This is a genomic window from Streptomyces chumphonensis (genome assembly GCF_014779715.1).
Lineage (GTDB): Bacteria > Actinomycetota > Actinomycetes > Streptomycetales > Streptomycetaceae > Streptomyces > Streptomyces chumphonensis.
In genome coordinates, this window is the sequence record NZ_JACXYU010000020.1 from 40,763 (window position 1) to 58,424 (window position 17,662).

Annotated in this window: 13 protein-coding genes; 7 read left to right on the top strand and 6 right to left on the bottom strand. The window is 72.4% G+C overall.

Translation table 11 applies throughout. The features are described from left to right. Nucleotides 1-3: 3 nt before the first annotated feature. Nucleotides 4-1,533 (bottom strand): FAD-dependent monooxygenase, encoded by a 1,530-nt coding sequence (locus tag IF129_RS24910; RefSeq protein WP_191212088.1) that lies wholly within the window; start codon nt 1,531-1,533, stop codon nt 4-6. A gap of 214 nt (nt 1,534-1,747) precedes the next feature. Between IF129_RS24910 and IF129_RS24915 the strand changes: the two genes are divergently transcribed. From IF129_RS24915 to IF129_RS24945, 7 genes are all read left to right on the top strand, one after another. Continuing rightward, on the top strand, nt 1,748-2,752 hold the full coding sequence (locus IF129_RS24915) for an ABC transporter ATP-binding protein (RefSeq protein ID WP_191212089.1): 1,005 nt from the start codon (nt 1,748-1,750) through the stop codon (nt 2,750-2,752). Nucleotides 2,753-2,791: 39 nt separating this feature from the next. Further along, complete coding sequence (locus IF129_RS24920) at nt 2,792-3,925, top strand: ABC transporter permease (RefSeq protein ID WP_191212090.1); 1,134 nt, start codon at nt 2,792-2,794, stop codon at nt 3,923-3,925. Between the two features lie 20 nt (nt 3,926-3,945). Then, nucleotides 3,946-5,058, top strand: a complete 1,113-nt coding sequence (locus IF129_RS24925) for an ABC transporter permease (protein WP_191212091.1) — start codon at nt 3,946-3,948, stop codon at nt 5,056-5,058. Between the two features lie 168 nt (nt 5,059-5,226). Then, nucleotides 5,227-6,588 carry a cation:proton antiporter domain-containing protein gene (locus IF129_RS24930; protein ID WP_191212092.1) on the top strand — a complete coding sequence of 454 codons (1,362 nt, stop codon included), beginning with the start codon at nt 5,227-5,229 and terminating at the stop codon, nt 6,586-6,588. A 19-nt stretch (nt 6,589-6,607) separates the two neighbouring features. After that, nucleotides 6,608-7,756 (top strand): acyl-CoA dehydrogenase family protein, encoded by a 1,149-nt coding sequence (locus tag IF129_RS24935; protein WP_191212093.1) that lies wholly within the window; start codon nt 6,608-6,610, stop codon nt 7,754-7,756. Next, entirely contained in the window at nt 7,753-9,219 is a 1,467-nt protein-coding gene (locus IF129_RS24940; RefSeq protein ID WP_191212094.1) for an amino acid adenylation domain-containing protein, read from the top strand. Before IF129_RS24935 ends, IF129_RS24940 begins: the two co-directional genes overlap by 4 nt. Next, complete coding sequence (locus IF129_RS24945; RefSeq protein ID WP_191212095.1) at nt 9,219-9,779, top strand: flavin reductase family protein; 561 nt, start codon at nt 9,219-9,221, stop codon at nt 9,777-9,779. Before IF129_RS24940 ends, IF129_RS24945 begins: the two co-directional genes overlap by 1 nt. A 117-nt stretch (nt 9,780-9,896) precedes the next feature. Here IF129_RS24945 and IF129_RS24950 read toward each other — a convergent pair whose 3' ends face one another. The 5 genes from IF129_RS24950 to IF129_RS24970 form a co-directional block, all read right to left on the bottom strand. Continuing rightward, entirely contained in the window at nt 9,897-10,208 is a 312-nt protein-coding gene (locus IF129_RS24950; RefSeq protein WP_191212096.1) for an acyl carrier protein, read from the bottom strand. Between the two features lie 164 nt (nt 10,209-10,372). After that, nucleotides 10,373-12,034: an NAD(P)/FAD-dependent oxidoreductase gene (locus IF129_RS24955; protein WP_191212097.1), complete on the bottom strand. Its 1,662-nt coding sequence runs from the start codon at nt 12,032-12,034 to the stop codon at nt 10,373-10,375. Nucleotides 12,035-12,222: 188 nt separating this feature from the next. Continuing rightward, a complete protein-coding gene (locus IF129_RS24960; RefSeq protein WP_191212098.1) occupies nt 12,223-13,983 on the bottom strand; it encodes an MFS transporter in 1,761 nt (586 codons plus the stop codon). Nucleotides 13,984-14,124: 141 nt separating this feature from the next. Continuing rightward, on the bottom strand, nt 14,125-15,795 hold the full coding sequence (locus IF129_RS24965) for an NAD(P)/FAD-dependent oxidoreductase (RefSeq protein WP_318153932.1): 1,671 nt from the start codon (nt 15,793-15,795) through the stop codon (nt 14,125-14,127). 88 nt (nt 15,796-15,883) lie between these two features. Then, a complete protein-coding gene (locus tag IF129_RS24970; RefSeq protein WP_191212099.1) occupies nt 15,884-17,647 on the bottom strand; it encodes an NAD(P)/FAD-dependent oxidoreductase in 1,764 nt (587 codons plus the stop codon). Nucleotides 17,648-17,662: the final 15 nt, after the last annotated feature.

Sequence of the window (17,662 nt, forward strand, 5' to 3'; positions counted from 1 at the left end):
GGGTCAGCCGTCCGCGGGGGACGTCGCGGGGACGGTGGGCGCCCCGGCCCAGCGTCGCATGGCGGCGGGCAGTTCGACGGTGGCGCGTTCGCGGCCGCCGGCCCAGGCGCAGTAGCCGTCGGGCCGGACGAGGATCATCTCCGCGTCCATCCAGGGCCCCTTGACGCCGCCGATCCTGCCCCGCATCTCCGTCACGAGGTCTCCCCACGGGTCGAGCAGGCCGGAGGGCTGGTTGCCGCTCTGGTCGACGAGGACGAAGGTGCCCGCGCGCATGTTCTCGAAGAGCCGGTCGCCCTGGGCCGGGCCGGTGCGGAAGGAGAGGTCCGGGACGCGGTGGCCCGCGGTGCCCTTGGGGCTGCGGGAGTCGGCGGTGGTGGGGTAGGCGGTGGCGATGCCGGAGAGGTGGCCGACGGCGAGTCGGTGGCCCCTGGGGACGCGGGTGGCCGTGGAGACGCCGACGAGCCGGGCGACGCGGGCGGGCAGGGCGTCGGAGGTCATCATGCGGGTGGCCAGGTCGGTGACCTTGATGACGCCCTGGGAGACGCGGCGGCGCTCCTCCTGGTAGGTGTCGATCAGCCGGTCCGAGCCCCGTCCCGAGGCCACGGCGGCCAGCTTCCAGCCGAGGTTCACGGCGTCCTGGATCCCGAGGTTGAGGCCCTGTCCGCCGAGGGGCGAGTGGACGTGTGCGGCGTCACCGGCGATGATCATGCGGCCCCTGCGGTAGGTCTCGGCCTGCCGTTCCTGGATGCGGAAGCGGGAGGTCCACAGGGGTTCGCTGGGGCGCAGGTCCTTGCCGAAGAGGCGCACGAGGGTCTCGCGGACCTCCTGGAGCGTGACGGGGTCGTCCGACCAGGACTTGCCGCGGTCGATGACGCCCAGTCGGTACCAGCCGTTGCCGAAGTCGGTGCAGACGACGAGACCGGCCCGGCCGACGTGGATGAGCAGTTGCTCGTCGAGCGGCACGCCGAGCTTCACGTCCGCCACGATGATCGTGTACGGGTACATCTCGCCCTCGAAGGCGGCGCCCATGGCGTGGCGCACCGCGCTGTGCGCGCCGTCGCAGCCGACGAGCCAGGGCGTGCGCTCCTCCCACCGGCGCTCCTCGGACTCCAGCCGGTAGACGACCTCCTCGCCCTCCTGCCGGCAGCCCGTCAGCTTCACGCCGCGCTCGATGGTCACGCCGAGGTCGCGGGCGCGTTCTTCGAGGATCGCCTCGGTCTCGCCCTGCGGGATGATCGTGAGCTGGCCGTAGTCGCTGGGCAGGCGGCGGAGGTTGAGCAGGGAGTTGCCCAGGCTGACCCGGACCTGCTTGACGGGGTTGGCCCGCTCCAGGACGGTGTCGGCCATGCCGCGCGCGCGGAGCACCTCCATGGTGCGGCCGTGCAGGCCGAGCGCCCGGGACTCCTCGGTGCGGTGCGTGCGGCGCTCGACGACCTTGCAGCGCACGCCGGCGAGGGCCAGCTCGCCCGCGAGGCACAGACCGGTGGGACCGGCCCCCGCGATGACGACCTCGTAGTCACTTCCCGTGGCCATGTCGGCACTCCTCTCTTGAACTGATCCCCCGGTGTGGTCGACCATGTCGGTAACTCATCACGTAATGAACTCTACAGTTGTAGAGTTCTTGCGACAACAGAACCGGAACGCGGACCGGCCCGACCGTCCGAACCCGCGACGAGACGGATCGCCGTGCCGCACGGCTGTTTCGCGGCAGTGCCCGACCGGCAGCGGTGACGGAAGAGGAGACCCCATGACCACGGCCACCACCCCCAGTCCGGAGCCGGCGGCGACGCTCGCCTCCGGTGCGCCCGTCGCCGAACTGGAACACGTCGACCTGGTGTTCAAGCGGCGTGGAGCCGAGCCGTTCCAGGCCATCACCGACCTGAGCCTGCGCATCGAACCCGGGACGGTCTTCTGCCTGCTCGGACCCAACGGCTCCGGCAAGACGACGGTGATCAACCTGCTCAGCGGCCTGCTCGGACCGACCGACGGGCGGGTGCGCGTCCTCGGCATGGACCCGTCCCGAGAGCGGAGCAGGCTGCTGCGGCGTATCGCGCTCGCCCCGCAGGAGACCGCCCTGTACGCGGACCTGACGGGCCGCGAGAACCTCGAGTTCCACGCCGCCTACTACGGGGTGCCCAGGGCCTCGGCGCGGCGGCGCATCGACACCGTGCTGGAGCTCGTCTCGCTCACCGAGCGGGCCGGGCACCGGGTGGGCACGTTCTCCGGCGGCATGCAGCGCAGGCTGACGCTGGCCCGCGCCCTGCTGACCGAGCCCGACCTGCTGTTCCTCGACGAACCGACGCTGGGCGTGGACGTCCAGTCGCGCGAGTCCATCTGGGACCGCGTCCGGGGCCTGGCCGCCGAGGGCCGCAGCGTGCTGCTGACCACCAACTACATGGAGGAGGCCGAACGCCTCGGCCAGCGGGTGTGCATCATCGACCGGGGCCGCCGCGTCGTCACGGGCACCCCCGACGAGCTCAAGGCCCTGACGCGGCGGCGGCGACTGGAGCTGACCTACGCCTCCGCCGAGGCCGCCGAGGCCGCCGAACCGCTGCTGCGCGACGGCTACCAGGTGGGCGCGCACGCGCACCAACTCCTCGTCGAGGTGCCCGAGGACGCCGACCACGTGGCGTTCGTGCGGTCGGCGCTCGACCGGCTGGACGGCGGGCCGACGCTCGTCGGCTTCCGGTTCAGCGAACCGGGCCTCCAGGACGTCTTCCTCCACTTCACCGGCCGCGACCTGCGCGACTGAGCAGCGAACCGGCCGCCGAACCGAGAACCTGGAGGACCCATGTGGAGTGCGATCCGCGCCATGGTGCGCAAGGACCTCACCCTCTCCCGCAGAAGCCCCGTCTTCGTCGTCATCACCGTGCTCGTACCGCTGGTCTTCGTCTCGCTGTACGCGCTGCTCGTCACCGTCTCCACCACCTCCCCCGTCGCCGTCGCCCAAGAGGGCGGCGGGCCGCACAGCGAACGTCTCCTGCAGATCCTGCGAACCATGCACAACACCGACGGGGAACTGTTCGAGATCCGCACGACGGACCCCGGGGATGCACGCGCGATGTTCGCCGCCGGGGAGGTCGGCGCCGTGCTGACGATCCCCGCCGACTTCGACGACCGGGTGTCGGCCGGGGTGCCCGTCGAGGTGCCCCTGCGCGTGTACAACATCAACGCCGACGGCACGAAGAACTTCGAACTGCGCGCGGAGGGCGCGGTACGGGAGTTCGCCCGGGACACGGGCGGAGGGGTGCCCGTCACGGCGGTCCGCGAGAACAGCCACTTCCGCGAGGACATGGGCACCAGCGCCTACCTGGGCACGGCCCTGCTCGTGTTCGCCGTCCTGTACGCCTCGATGGTCAACACCGGGACACTCGTCGCCCGCGAGTGGGAGGACCGGACGGCCAAGCCGCTGGTGCTCTCCCCGGTGGGCAACGCCCCCCTCCTGGGCGGGAAGTGGCTCAGCGCCGGCGTCCAGACGCTGGCCGGGACGGTGCTCGTCCTGGCCGGGCTCGCCTGGCTGCTGGACTTCCCCGCGCTCTCGCTCGGCGCCGCCAGCTGGCTCGGCCTGTTCGTGCTCTTCGCCTACGGCAGCGCGCTCGGAACGCTCCTGGGCGTCACGCTGCGCCGCTCGCTGCCGCTCGTACCGCTCTGCGTCGTGCTGGCGATCGTCCACTTCTTCCTCAGCGGCTACGAGTCCTACCTGCGCGGCTTCGCGCACGGCGGCGCGGTCGAGTGGCTGTGGGCGAGCACCCACTGGTGGCCGACGGCGGGCCTGACCCAGGACCTCCGGCTGGACGCGACCGGACTCGGCGACGGCGGCACGGACTGGGCCGCGCTGGGCGGCACCGCCGGGATCGCGGCACTGCTGACTCTGCTCGCGGTGGTGCGGATGCGGCGTCAACTGCGCTTCACCCAAGGCCAGTGAGAGGAACGACGGAGGCTGTGATGAACGAGATGATCCGGGGCGCGCTGGCCGCCCACCGGCGCAACGTGAGGCTGCTGCGCCGCCGGCCCGACCTGGTGGCGCAGGGCGTCCTCGTCCCGCTGGTGGTGCTGGTCCTGTGCGCCATTCTCTTCGGCTCCTGGGGCGACCGCTGGCCGGTGGGTGTGATCGACCGGGCGGACGACGCGAGGTCCGCGGCCATCACGGACTCCCTGGCGCAGTCCCGGTCCAACGTCGATCTGTACTTCGAGACGATCGAGGACGACCCGCGCGCCGCTCGGGAGATGCTGGAGGACGGCCGCCTCCAGCTGGTGATCACCATTCCGGAGGACGTGGCCACGACCAACGAGGTGCGGATCTCCACGTACAACGTGAACACCGACGCGACGAAGAACCTGCGCTTCCGGGTGGACGACGCGCTCAACATCCACGACGAGGTGCGCGGGGCGCTGCCGGCCACCGTGGACCTGCGGACCGTCGCCGAGGAGGACGTCACCCGGGCCGCGTTCATCGCGGGCGGCGTGCTGCTCCTCGCGCTGCTGCTCGGCTCGATGCTGCTGGCGGCCAACGTGTTCGCCGTCGAGGAGGAGGGGCGCACGGCCAAGGAACTGCTCATGTCGCCCTTCGGGGCCGCGCCGGCGGCCCTGGGGTGCGTGCTCACCGCCACGCTGCTGGCCTACCTGAGCGCGGTACCGACCTATCTGACGGGGCTGCTGCTGTTCGGGTTCACCCCGGACGTGGGCTCCCTCGTCCTCGTCCTGCTGTTCATGCTGCCGCTGCTGGTCGCGGCGGCCGGGCTCGGCGTCCTGCTGGCCCAGCTCCTGCGCCAGCACCGCGCGGTCCAGCCTCCGGTCATCCTCGTGGCCATCGCCACGTTCTTCGTGGGCGGCGGGTTCGTCAGCGTTCCCGGCATGCCCCCGACGGCCCGGACCATCGCGCAGTGGTGGCCGCCGTCGCGGGTCTTCGAGTGGAGCAACCCGGTGCTGCACGACTTCGCCGGTTCCTACACCGCCGGCCAGTGGGCGTGGGGCGGCGCGTTCGCCCTGCTGGGGGTCGCGGGCGCGTACTGGGCCGGCCGCCGCGAGCTGGCCGCGCCCCGGCGGGGCGGGCAGTAGCGGCCGGCGCCGCGTGGGCCGAGGGCCCGGTCCGGGGGTGCCCCGGACCGGGCCCTCGGCGTGCCGGCGCGGCTCGCGTCACCTGCACTGGCCGTCCACCGGGCTTCTAGCGTGCTCGCCCAAGCTGCTCCGGAGCATCGCGTCACGCCTGAACGACGGAGGACAGCCGTGAGCAGTCCGGAACACGCGGAGTGGATCGCCGCCACCGCCCTCGGGGGGATCGCCCTCGTGCTGGCCGTGGGGGCGGGCTTCGCGGCGCTGGCGCGCCGACTCGGACAGCCGGCCGTCATCGGCGAGATCACCGCCGGGATCTGTCTCGGCCCGAGCGTCCTCGGGCTGCTCCCCGGCGACCTGCCGGCGCTGTTCTTCCCGGTCGACGTGCGCCCCTATCTCGGCGTCGTCGCTCAAGTGGGCCTGCTGCTGTTCATGTTCACCATCGGCTGGGAGTTCGACCACACCTCCCTGCGCGACCGCCGTCGCACGACCGGGACGGTGTGGCTGGGCGGCGCCCTCCTGCCGATGGCGCTGGGCGTGGGCCTGGCCGCCCTCCTCTTCGGCGCGCACGACACCGTGAACGGCGAGAGCGTCCGGTTCCTGGACTTCGCCCTGTTCCTGGGCACGGCCGTCTCGATCGCCGCCTTCCCGGTCCTGGCCCGGATCATCACCGACCAGCGGCTGCACCTGAGCCGGGTGGGCAACCTGGCCCTGGCCCTGGCCGCGCTGGACGACGTGCTCGCCTGGTGCCTGCTGGCCGTGGTCGTCGCCCTGATCACCGCCTCGGGCGCGGCCGGGTTCCTCGGCGTGCTCGGCTGGGGAGCCCTGTACGTCGTCGTCATGCTCGCGCTCGTGCGGCCGGTCCTGGCGGCCCTCGCGGCGCGGGCCACCGCCTCGGCGGCACCCTGGCTGGCCATGCTCGCCGCCGCCGGGGCGCTGGGCTCGGCCTACGTCACCTCGAACATCGGGCTGCACGCGATCTTCGGCGCGTTCTTCTTCGGCCTCGTCATGCCGCGCAAGGACCCGCAGCTGCTGCTGCGGCGCACCACCCTCCTGCCGCTGGAGCACGTGAGCAAGCTGCTGCTGCCGCTGTTCTTCGTGGTCACGGGGTTGTCGGTGGACCTGACGGCCATGACGGGGCAGGGCGCGGTCCACATGGTGCTGATCATCGTGGTGGCCTGCGTCGGCAAGCTCGGCGGTGTGCTCCTGTCGGCCCGGATGACCGGCATGAAGTGGCGGGAGTCGACCGTGCTCGGCCTCCTGATGAACACCCGGGGGCTGACGGAGCTGGTGATCCTCAACGTGGGGCTGTCCCTCGGTCTGCTGAGCACCGAACTGTTCACGGCCATGGTGATGATGGCGCTGGTCACCACGGCCATGACCGCTCCCCTGCTGTCGTGGCTGCTGCGCCGCGTCGGTGCCGGCGGTCCGACGGCCGGTGGGGCGCCGGTGCCGCTCCCGGCGCCGCCGGGCCCCCCGGCGGGCGCGGCCTCCCTCGTCGGCGGCGGGCCGTCCGGCTCCCAGCGCACCCCCTGAACGCAGCGGAGGAGAGACCGTGGAGTTCGACTGGTCCGAGCGGCAACGTGCCCGCTACCACGACACCTTGACGGCCGTACGGGACGCCTTCCCGGAGGACGGGACAGCGGCCGGGGCGGCCTCGGCGACCTACGACCGCAAGGACTGGCTGCTGCTCGGCCGGCTGGGCCTCCTCGGCCTGTCCGTGCCGACCCGGTACGGCGGCGAGGGGCTCGGGGCCCTGGACACCGCGCTCCGGGTGGAGGCGTTCGGGCGCGGCTGCCACCGCACGGGACTGGTCTTCGGCGCGAGCGCGCACCTGTTCGCCTGCGCCATGCCCGTCGTCGACTTCGGCTCCGAGGAGCTCAGGGAGCGCGTCCTGCCCGGCATCTGCCGGGGCGAGCTCATCGCGGGGAACGCGATGACCGAGGACGGCGCCGGGTCGGACGTCTCCCGGCTCGCCGTCACCGCCCGGCCGGTCGAGGGCGGCTGGGTGCTGAACGGCGCCAAGAGCTTCGTCAGCAACGGCCCGGCGGCCGACCTCTACGTCACCTACGCCACCACCGACCCCCGGGCGGGACATCTGGGGGTGACCGGGTTCGTCGTGGACCGCACGGCCGCCGGGGTGAGCGCGAGCGGGCCGATGGGCAAGATGGGGCTCACCCAGTGCCCGGCCGGGACGGTGGAGTTCACCGACTGCTTCGTGCCGGACGCCGCCGTCCTCGGGGAGCCGGGCCAGGGCGGGGCCGTCTTCCAGCACTCCATGGGCTGGGAGCGGGCGTGCCTGTTCGCGGGCTACGTCGGCCTGGCCGACCGGCTGGTCGAGCGGTGCGTCGAGCACGTCCGCGCCCGGCGGCAGTTCGGCCGGCGCCTGGCGGAGTTCCAGGCCGTCTCGCACCGGATCGCCGACATGAAGCTGCGGGTGGAAGCGGCCCGGTTGCTGCTGTACCGCGCCTGCTGGGAGATGGAGCGGGGCCGCCCGGCGACCCTCTCCGTCGCCCTGTCGAAGCTCGCCGTCTCCGAGGGCGTCGTCCAGGCGGCGCTGGACGCCGTGCGCACCTTCGGGGGGCGCGGCTACCTGACGGCCGGGGGGATCGAGGCGGCCCTGCGGGACGCGGTGCCCTCGGTGCTCTTCTCCGGCACCTCCGACATCCAGCGGGAACTCATCGCGAGGGAACTGGGCCTATGACACTGCACGCTCTCCTGACGGCCTCGGCCCGGCGGAACCCGGAGGCCGTGGCCGTGCACGGCCCCGAGGGGCCGGTGCGCTACGGCGCACTGGACGCGTTGGCCGACCGCTTCGCCGCCGCCCTGACGGCCCGGGGCGTGCGCCCCGGCGATCGAGTCGTCCTGTGGAGCCACAAGGGCGTCCGGACGATCGCCCTCATGCAGGCGGCGCTGCGCACGGGCGCCGTCTACGTCCCGGTGACCGGCTCCAACCCGCCCGCACGCCTGGCGCGCATCACCGCGAGCGCGCGGCCCGCGCTGGTCGTCGCGGACGAGGAGGCGGCGCGGCGACCCCGTCCCGACGGGGACGACACCCCGCTGGTGACCTTCTCCGAGCTGCTCGCCGAGGCCCGGGAGGGCGCCCGCGTCACCCCGTACGACGCCGGCCCGGACGAGCCGGCGTACATCCTCTACACCTCCGGATCGACCGGGGAGCCGAAGGGTGTGTGCATCAGCCACCGCAACGCCCTGGCCTTCGTGGAGTGGGCCGTGGCGGAGCTGGCCCTCGGGGCCGACGACCGGCTGTCCCAGCACGCGCCGTTCACCTTCGACCTCTCCGTCTTCGACCTGTACGGTGCCTTCGCGGCCGGCGCCTCGGTGCACCTGGTGCCGCAGGAGATGGCCTACGCGCCCGCCCAGCTCGTCCGGTTCCTCCACGAGCGGGAGATCACCGTCTGGTACTCCGTTCCCTCGGCCCTGAGCCTGATGATCCGCGAGGGCGGGCTGCTGGAGGGGGAGCCGCCCGCCGCGCTGCGGGCGTGTCTCTTCGCCGGTGAGCCGTTCGCCCCGCACCACGTGCGGGAACTGCGGGCCGGCTGGCCGAAGGTGCGGCTGCTCAACTGGTACGGGCCCACCGAGACCAACGTCTGCACCTCCTACGAGGTCACCGACGCCGACCTGGAGCGCACCGGCGCGCTCCCCATCGGTGCCGCGTGCTCCGGTGACGAGGTGCTGCTCGACCCGCCGGGGGCCGAGGAGGGCGAGGTCGTCGTGAGCGGCCCGACGGTGATGCTCGGCTACTGGGGCCGCGAGCCGCACCGGGGCCTCTACCGCACCGGCGATCTCGCCCGCCGGGACGCGGACGGACAGCTGAGCTACGTCGGCCGCCGGGACCAGATGGTCAAGATCCGCGGTCACCGGATCGAGCTCGGTGAGATCGAGGCGGCCGTCGGTTCGCTGGACACCGTCGCCGACGTGGCGGTGCTGGTGGTCGGCGTGGGCCTGGAGGCCGAGTTGCACGCGGTGGTGGTGCCCGCCCCCGGCGAACGCCCGTCCCTGCTCCACGTCAAGCGCTGCTGCGCGGAAAGGTTGCCGACCTACATGATCATCGACAGGCTCCACCTCCAGGAAGACCTCCCGCGAACCGCCAACGGGAAGCTCGACCGTCCGCTGATGACCACCCAGATCGAGTCCGGGGAGCTGTGATGAACGCCCAGAACCTGATGACCGAAGAGCTGGTCGCCGAAGAGCTGGCCTCCGTCGACCTCCAGACGTTCCGCCAGGTCATGGCCTCGTTCGCCAGTGGCATCACCGTCGTCACCACGGTGGACGGCGCGGGCACCCCGCGTGGGCTCACCTGCTCGGCGTTCTGCAGCGTCTCCGTCGACCCGCCGCTGCTGCTGTCCAGCATCGCCAGCCGCAGCGGCTCGCTCCAGGCGATACTGGAGCGCGGCCGGTTCGCGGTGAACATCCTCAGCGCGCGGGACGAGAAGACCTCTCAGGTCTTCGCCTCCGGCACCCAGGACAAGTTCAGCCGGGTGCGGTGGGAGCCGGGCGCGACGACCGGAATGCCGGTGCTGCTGGGCACCACCGCGCACGCCGAGTGCGAGCTGGACAGCGTCGTACGGGCCGGTGACCACACCCTGCTGCTCGGCCGGGTCGTGGCCGGTGACGCGGGCGTCGACACCCTCCCGCTGACCTACTGGCGCAGCGACTACGCGCGACTGGCCCCCGGCGCCCGGACGACCCACCCGGTCGCGGTGTAGCCGACGCGGGGACGCCGTCCTCCGCGACCCGGCCTTCCGGGCCCCGGGGGACGGCGGGACGTGCGGGGAGGGCGCCACCCGGCCGGGTGGCGCCCTCCCCGCACGCGGTGGGGCCGCTCAGAGGGCGACGCCGTAGGGCGCCAGCGCGTACCGGCGCGCCAGGTACGCGCCCAGCTCGGCCAGGCCGGCGCGGTGGCGCAGCATCTCCCGGCCGAGTTCCTGGCCGAGCCACGCCTCCAACTCGCCCGCCAGCACGACGGCGTCCACCGAGTCGATGTCGAGTTCGTCGAGGTGGCGGTCGACGGGCACCTGCTCGGCGGGGACGTCGAGCAGGTGGGCGACCCGGGCGACGAGCCACTCCAGCACGGCCTCCTCGGTGACCGGGTGCCGCGCGCTCTCCTGCGCCGGCGGGGTCTGCTGCACGTCCATGCGGTGTCTCCTCTCGTTGCGGCGGCCCGGGGCGGGGCGGGCGTCGCAGGGGCCGGCTGCTCCCGGCGGCCGCCACGCGGGCGGCCGTCCCCGCCGTCCTCGGCGTGGACGGGCATGCTCCACCCCTCCGTGCGCGGTCGGTGCGTGCGGTGCGGTGCGGCGGCTCAGCGGCTGGAGGCCGAGGTGACGGAGGTGACGTTGTCGCGGGTGAGCAGGCGCCGGAAGTCCGCGGGCGCCTTCGTCTTCACCCACAGCAGCATCCGCAACCGCTTGGGGAAGGTGAAGTGGTAGACGCGGGCCGCGGGGTCGCCGAAGGCGTACAGCGGCGGCACGAACGGGGCCCGGCGCAGGTCCGCGAAGATCGCCGCAGCGGCGGTGGCGGCGTCCCGGCGGCCCTCGCGCACCTGGGCGATCGTCTCCAGGCTCCGGCCGACCAGTTCGCGCAGGCCCTCGGGGGCGTGGAACCAGATGCCGCCCAGCTCGAAGCGCTCGACGGGTGCCCAGCTCCCGGACTGCTCGCAGTCGAGGCGGGCGCGCTTGAGCGACAGGTCGGCGAGGATCTGCCACAGCAGCCACACGCGGGAGAAGGCGTTCCACAGCCGGAAGTCGCGGCAGGCGGTGCGGGCGGCGGCCAGCAGCCGGTCGTTCCACGCGCCGAGCTCCTCCTGGAAGCGGGCCACCCGGGCGAACGGCTCGGGGGCGAAGTCGTCCCGGCGCACGGCCGTGATCAGCGGGCCGGCCAGCGCGTGGACCAGCTCGGCCGCCGTCGTCACGTCGCGGGAGAGGAACAGGTCGGTGCGCGCGGCGGAGCGTTCGAGCGCGAACCAGCGCTCCCCGTGCGTGCGGGCGGCGGTGCGCTGCGTCGGCACGTGGGCCGTCCACGGCCGCACCGGGGACGCGGTGTCGAACTGGCGCGCCAGGTCGGGGTAGCGCTCGACGACGGAGCGGAAGGCCTTCTCCGGGTCGTCGGGCAGCTCGGCGGCGACCTCGGGGTCGACGCTGAGCGTGACGGACGTCAGCGGGTTCTCCCCGGCCCGGTGGTTGCCGAAGTGCGCCAGCTGGAGCCAGCCGCCGTCGAAGAGGTGGTGGACGGTGCCCTCGGACCAGGGGGTCGCCTTCGGGTGCCGGTGCGGGGGGACGACGTCCTCGAAGGGCGTCACGCCCCGCAGGTGCGCCGTGTAGCTCACCGAGCGGTGGGTGAGCCGGGGCTCGGCGTCGTCACCGCCCGCGCGGCGCACCAGCGGCGAGGCGTCGCCGGAGCAGTCCACGAGGTAGCGGGCGCGGTACGTGCGGCCGTCGGAGGCCCGGACCTCTCCCCCGTCGGGTCCGGCCTCGGCGTCGGTGAGGGTGACGCCGCGCGGGACGAGGGCCGCACCGTGCCGGGCGGCGATCCGCAGCGCGTGGGCGTCCACCTCCGGGCGGTACGGGTGCCACTCGGCGTGCTCGCCGGGCACGTTGAACTGGACGCTCTCGGCCGGGTCGTGGCGGCGCCCGGCGTGGTGGTGGAGGAAGCCCAAACTCTTCTTGACGCCACTGGTCCGCCGCACCTCCTCCGGCAGGTCGGAGAAGAGGCCGAACGCGGCGATCTCGGGGACGTCGAAGCGCTTGGCGAGCAGCAGGAAGACCTCGGCCGTGTAGGGCACGGTCGTCTCGCCGGAGGGAGCGCGGCGGTCGTCCTCCGCGCCGACGAGCAGCACGCGCACGCCCTGCCGGGCCAGCACCGCGCCCAGCAGACCGGCGGCGAGCGTCCCGCCGAGCACGGCGACGTCGTACCGTTCGGCGGGATCGGCGGCCCGGCCGGCGTCGGTCGGGGGTGCAGGAGTCATCGCCTGTGTCCTTCCGGCATGCGGCTGCGGCGGTCACGGGCCGCCCGCCGCGATCGCCGCGTGGGCCGCGGGGCGGGCCCGTGGATGACGCTAGGCGCCGGGGGTCGGGGCGGCCTCGACGGTGGCTGGAACGCGCCCCTGCCCCGGTCGGCGGTGACCGGGGCAGGGGCTGCGGGCGGAGCGCCGGGTCAGGCGCCGCCGGGCGTGATCCGCGCGGGCTTGACCTTCGGCAGGGCGAGGACCAGCAGGAAGCAGAGGGTGAAGACTCCCAGCTGCCAGCCCAGGGCGCCCTGGAAGCTCCGGCTGAAGTTCTCCTTGCGGGCCTCCGGCGCGGCCTCCACGAGGACCGCCGTGCGCACCTGTTCCGTCACCTCGGGCGGCAGCGGCAGCTGTTCGGCCTCCCGTTCGACCCGCTCGCAGCTCGGCGGGACGGCCGTGAGGTCCTTCTGGTTCGTGCGGTCCTCGAAGCAGGTCTCGAAGCCGGCGACGACCTGTTCCGAGCGTTCCGGCGGCAGTCCGGCGGCGGCCAGGTCCTGCCGTAGCCGCGGCTCCACCGTGGCCAGGGAGTCCCCGGCGTTTCCGGCGATGAGGTTGGCGAAGAGGATGCCGATGACCGCGATGCCGACGGCGATGCCGACCTGCTGCGTCGTGGCGATGACGCCGGAGGCGGAGCCCGCGTCGCCGGACCTGATGCCCTCCAGGATGATGCCGGTGATCGGCGCGACGACCAGGCCGGTGCCGGCGCCGCCGACCATGAGCGCCGGGACGAGGTACCAGCCCCGCAGGTCGGTGCCGGCCCAGTGGAGCGTCAGGATGACGCCGCCCATGCCGGTCACGAGGAGCGCGGTGCCCAGGGCCAGCGTCCAGGTGCCGAGCTTGCGCACGACGACGTTCGAGCGCGCCGAGCCGATGGCGATGAGCAGGGCGAAGGCCAGCGTGACCGCGCCCGCGGAGACGGCGCTGTACGCGAAGCCGATCTGCAGGGTGATGAACAGCGTCATGAAGAACGACGGGATGCCGGTGAAGAAGACCAGGCTGATCAGCAGACCGACGGTGAAGGACCGCTCCTTGAAGAGCGTGACGGGCACCAGCGGCGACGCGTCGGGGTCGGCCGTCCGGCGCCTCTCCACCCACGCGAACCAGGCCAGGACGAACGGCCCGGCCGCCAGCATGGCCAGGCTCCAGGCCGGCCAGTCGTGCTCGCGGCCCACGACCAGGGGCAGGATGAGCAGGAAGAGCCCGGCGGTGACGATCAGCGCACCGGTGACGTCCAGCCGCGTCCTGGTCTCGGCGGAGGACTCCCGCAGGCGGGCGGCGCCCAGCCCGAGGGCGAGCAGGCCGATGGGCACGTTGACGTAGAAGATGGACCGCCAGTCGCTGCCGGCGATGTCCAGCTCGATGAGCCAGCCGCCCAGGACCGGTCCGAGGACGGTGGCCAGGCCGATGGAGGCGCCGTAGAAGGCGAGCGCCTTGGGCTTCTCCCTGCCGAAGAACGTGACCTGGATGATCGACAGGACCTGCGGGAACATCAGTCCGGAGAAGAGTCCCTGGAGGACCCGGGAGAGGACCAGGAAGTCGGCGCTGGTGGCCGCCCCGCACATGACGGAGGCGCAGGTGAAGCCCAGCATGCCGATGAGGAACATCCGCTTGCGGCCGTAGATGTCGCCCAGTCGGCCGCCGGTGATCAGCATGCAGGCGAAGGCGAGGGCGTACACGGCGACGACGAGCTGGACGTCGGCGAACGAGGCCCCGAGGTCCGCCTGGATCGAGGGGATCGCCACGATCGTGATGGTGGTGTCCAGCAGCTGCATGAACACGGCGGACAGCACGATCACGAGGATCAGCCAGCGGCCCGGGACCGGCGGTGCCTGGCCCTGCGCGGCGTCGGGCGCCGGTGCGGTGTCGGGGGCCGGGGGACGCGTCGGCCCGGGCCCGGTGGAGACACTCATCTTCCATTCCTTTCGCGTTGCCGGGGCGGCGCCGCGCACCCGCTCGGGGACGCGGCGCCCTCCGCCTGCTCGGGCCGGGTCGCCCCGGGTGGGCCCTGCCGGGCCCGGTGGCGCGCCCACGGAACGCGCCGAGAGGACGCCCTAGAAGATGCGGCGGCCCTTCGCCTTCGCCTTCAGCGCCTCGATGCCGGTGCCGAACATCAGTCGCCGCACCGCCGGGTCGCCCTCCCTGCGCGCCCAGCCGATGGTCTTGCGGAGGACCTTCGGCGTGGGGTGCAGGAAGCGCTGGTCGCGTTCGGCGAACCCGAAGTGCTTGGGCACGTACGGTGCCCGGGCGATGTGGTCGTAGATGGTGTCGGCCGCCTCTCGAGCCGTGCTCTTGCCCGACTCGAAGGCGTCGCACCGCTCGACCATCTCGTCGTACAGGCTCTTGTAGCCGTCGTGGTTCGGCCAGTACAGGCCCAGGTGGGGGACGTCCTCGGCGTGCTTGAAGTGCTCGTCGCGGCCGTCCTTGAGGTACTTGGTGAGCGCCGACTGGAGGTGGAAGGTGCCCGCGTTGGCACCCCAGGCCCAGACCCGGAAGACGGCGGTCCACAGGTCGTAGTCGTCCCACGAGATGTACGCGGCGTTGACGAGGCTGTCGTTGTAGTCGAACAGGCCCTGCTGGAGGCGGTCGACGTAGTCGAAGCGCTCCTGGGAGAAGTCGTCGTCCTTGACGGCGTCCAGCAGGCGCCAGGACAGCGTGTTGATGGCCTCGGCCGTGTTGGACAGGCCGCGGGAGAAGAGGGGGTCGATGAATCCGGCCGCGTGCGAGAGGAGGAACCACCGGTCGCCCGAGCAGCGCGTGGAGGAGTACTGCAGCCGTCCGGTGGAGACCCACTCGCGCATCGGCTTGGCACCCTCGAACTGCCGGGCGACGTCCGGGAAGCGCTGCGCGTAGTGGTGGAACTCCTCCTCCGGCGTCATGTTCCCGGCCTTGGGGTACGTGCGCGGGTCGAGCGTGAGCCCGACGCTGCACAGCGGGTTCCTCGACCACGGGTGGTTGTCGAAGCCGATGACCCAGAACCAGCCGCGCCGGAACATGTGGTGGACGGTGCCCTCGTACCAGGGCACCGGCGGGGTGTTCTCCGGGGAGTGGTGGAACAGGGTGTCGGTGGGCGGGACGTCGATCATGTGGTTCCAGATCGACCGCGAGTGGTGCTTGAAGCGGCAGGTCTCCTCACGCAGCCCGAACTTCTCCGCCAGCGGTGAGCGGTAGCCGCTGGCGTCGACGACGTAGCGGGCCCGGTACTGCTCCCCGGCCGCGGAGCTGAGCGTGACGCCGCCGCCGTCGAAGTCGACGTCCTCCACGCGGAAGTTGACGCGCGGCACGCAGCCGTACTTCACGGCCGTGTGGTACATGTACGCGTCGATGTCCTGGCGGTAGAGGTGGCTGGCCTCGTGCAGCAGACCCGGGGTGTCGAACTGGTTCACCTCGCGCGGGTCCTGGGGCCGGCCCTCGTGGTGGAGGAGGAAGCCGAAGTGCTTCTTCACCCCGAACTTGGGGCCGAGGACCTTGGTGCTGTTGGTGAAGGTGGCGAGCGTCTTGATCTCGGGCACGTCGTAGCGCTCGGAGATCGTGCGCAGGGCCACGAGGGTGTAGGGGATGGTGGACTCGCCGATGGCGAACTTCGGGTGCGAGGCCGCATCGATGAGCAGCACCTTGGCGCCGTTGCGGGCGAGGATCGCCCCCAGCATGGAACCGGCGATACCGGAGCCGAGGATGGCGACGTCGAAGGGCTGTGCGGGGTCGGGGTTCGGTTGCTCGTGCACGGGGGTCTCCTTGGAGCCGTCCGGTCGGTCGGTGGTGGCGGGTGCCGTGTCCGCGCGGGGGCGGGAGTGGTCCGGTGGGGGCGCCGGGTCACTTGGGCAGGGGCACCCGCAGCGGCCTACCGATGACCGGCCAGCGCGCGACGATGTGCTTGAGCTCCTCGGCGAGGTCGAACTCCTCGCGGTCGAACCGCTTGCGGATGAAGAGGGTGAGCCCTTCGTGGACGAGTTCGCCGATCTCCACCGGCGCGTTCCGCTTCGCCCATTTGAGGGTGTCGACGATCTTCATCGTGGAGGCGTCGGTCCAGTGGTTGTCCGGGTCGGCGAGGCCGAAGGCGGGCGGGACGAAGTCCGCCGCGCGCAGCATCTCCATCATCTCGTGGGCGGCGGCGCGTGCGGGGAGGTCACCGGCGTGCACGGACCGCGTCAGCTCGCTGACCCGCTTGAGCAGTTCGCGGGCGGGCGCGTAGTCGGGGATGGCGCCGTCGGGTGCCTGCCGCTCCAGCCGGGCGAGGACCGAGGGGTCGTGGCTGTCCAGGAAGCGGGCGTAGGCGCGGTTGATCTCGAAGGTGGCGAGGATCTGCCCCAGGGACCAGATCCGGAACCAGGCGTTCCACAGGTGCCAGTCGCTGAACGAGGTGTACGCGTTGGCGACGAGGTCGTCGTTGAAGTCCAGCAGGCCCTGCTCCAGCTCCTGGACGTACGCGAAGCGCTCGACGGAGAAGTCGTCGTCCTTGATGGCGTCCAGCAGCCGCCAGCCGAGGGCGTGGATGATCTCCATCGTGTTGGACAGGCCCCGGGAGAACAGCGCGTCCACGAACCCGGCGGCGTGCGAGGTGAGGCACCAGCGGTAGCCGACGGTCTGCTTGGACGAGTACTGGAGCCGGCCGGTGCTCACCCAGTCGCGCACCGCGCGGGCTTCCCTGAACTGCGGCTCGATGTCCGGGTACTTGGCGATGAAGCGGCGGAACTCCTCCTCCGGGGAGCAGTCCGGCCGGGGGTGCTTGCGCGGGTCGAGGTTGAGCCCGACGCTGCACAGCGGGTTGGTGGCCCGGGGGTGGTTGTCGAAGGGGATGACCCACATCCAGCCACCGTCGAAGAGGTGGTGCAGCGTGCCCTCGCTCCACGGGCTGGGGTTGTTGTGGACGCCCTTGGGCACGGTGCCCTCGTAGGGCTTCACGCCGACCATGTGGGTGAACAGCGACCGCGAGTGGTGCCGCAGCCGACTCGGGTCCTCCCGCAGGTCGAACTTCCGGGCGATCGGCGAGCGGTGCCCGCTGGCGTCCACGACGAACCTCACCCGCACCGGGTCGCCGCTCCCCGCGAGGACGGTGACGCCCTCGTCGTCGATCTCGACGTCGTCGACCCTGGTCTGCTGCCTGACGTGGGCGCCGTACTTGACGGCCACGCCCAGCATCCAGGCGTCGGTGTCCTGCCGGAAGAAGTGGTTCTCGGTGTGGGTGATCTTGGGGATGGGGAACTCGCTGGTCTCCAGCGGGTTCTGCTTGGCGTTCTCCCGGTGGTAGAGGAATCCGAAGTTCCGCTTGACCCCGCAGTTGGTGGAGATCTTGGCCTGGGTGGCTTCGAAGGTGGTCAGCCACTTGATCTCCGGCACCCCGTACCGTTCGCTGACCAGCCGCATCATCATCGAGGTGTAGGGGATCGTGGACTCGCCGATGGCGAAGCGCGGGTGCGACCCGGCGTCCAGGATCAGCACCTTCGCGCCGTTCTTGGCCAGGCAGGCCGCCAGCGTGGACCCGGCCAGGCCCGAGCCGAGAACGGCCACGTCGTACTGCGGTCGGTCTCCGGAGCTCGCCGGTCGGGGTTCGGTGGTCGTGCGTCGGCTGGGGGCCATGGGCGGGTCTCCTCG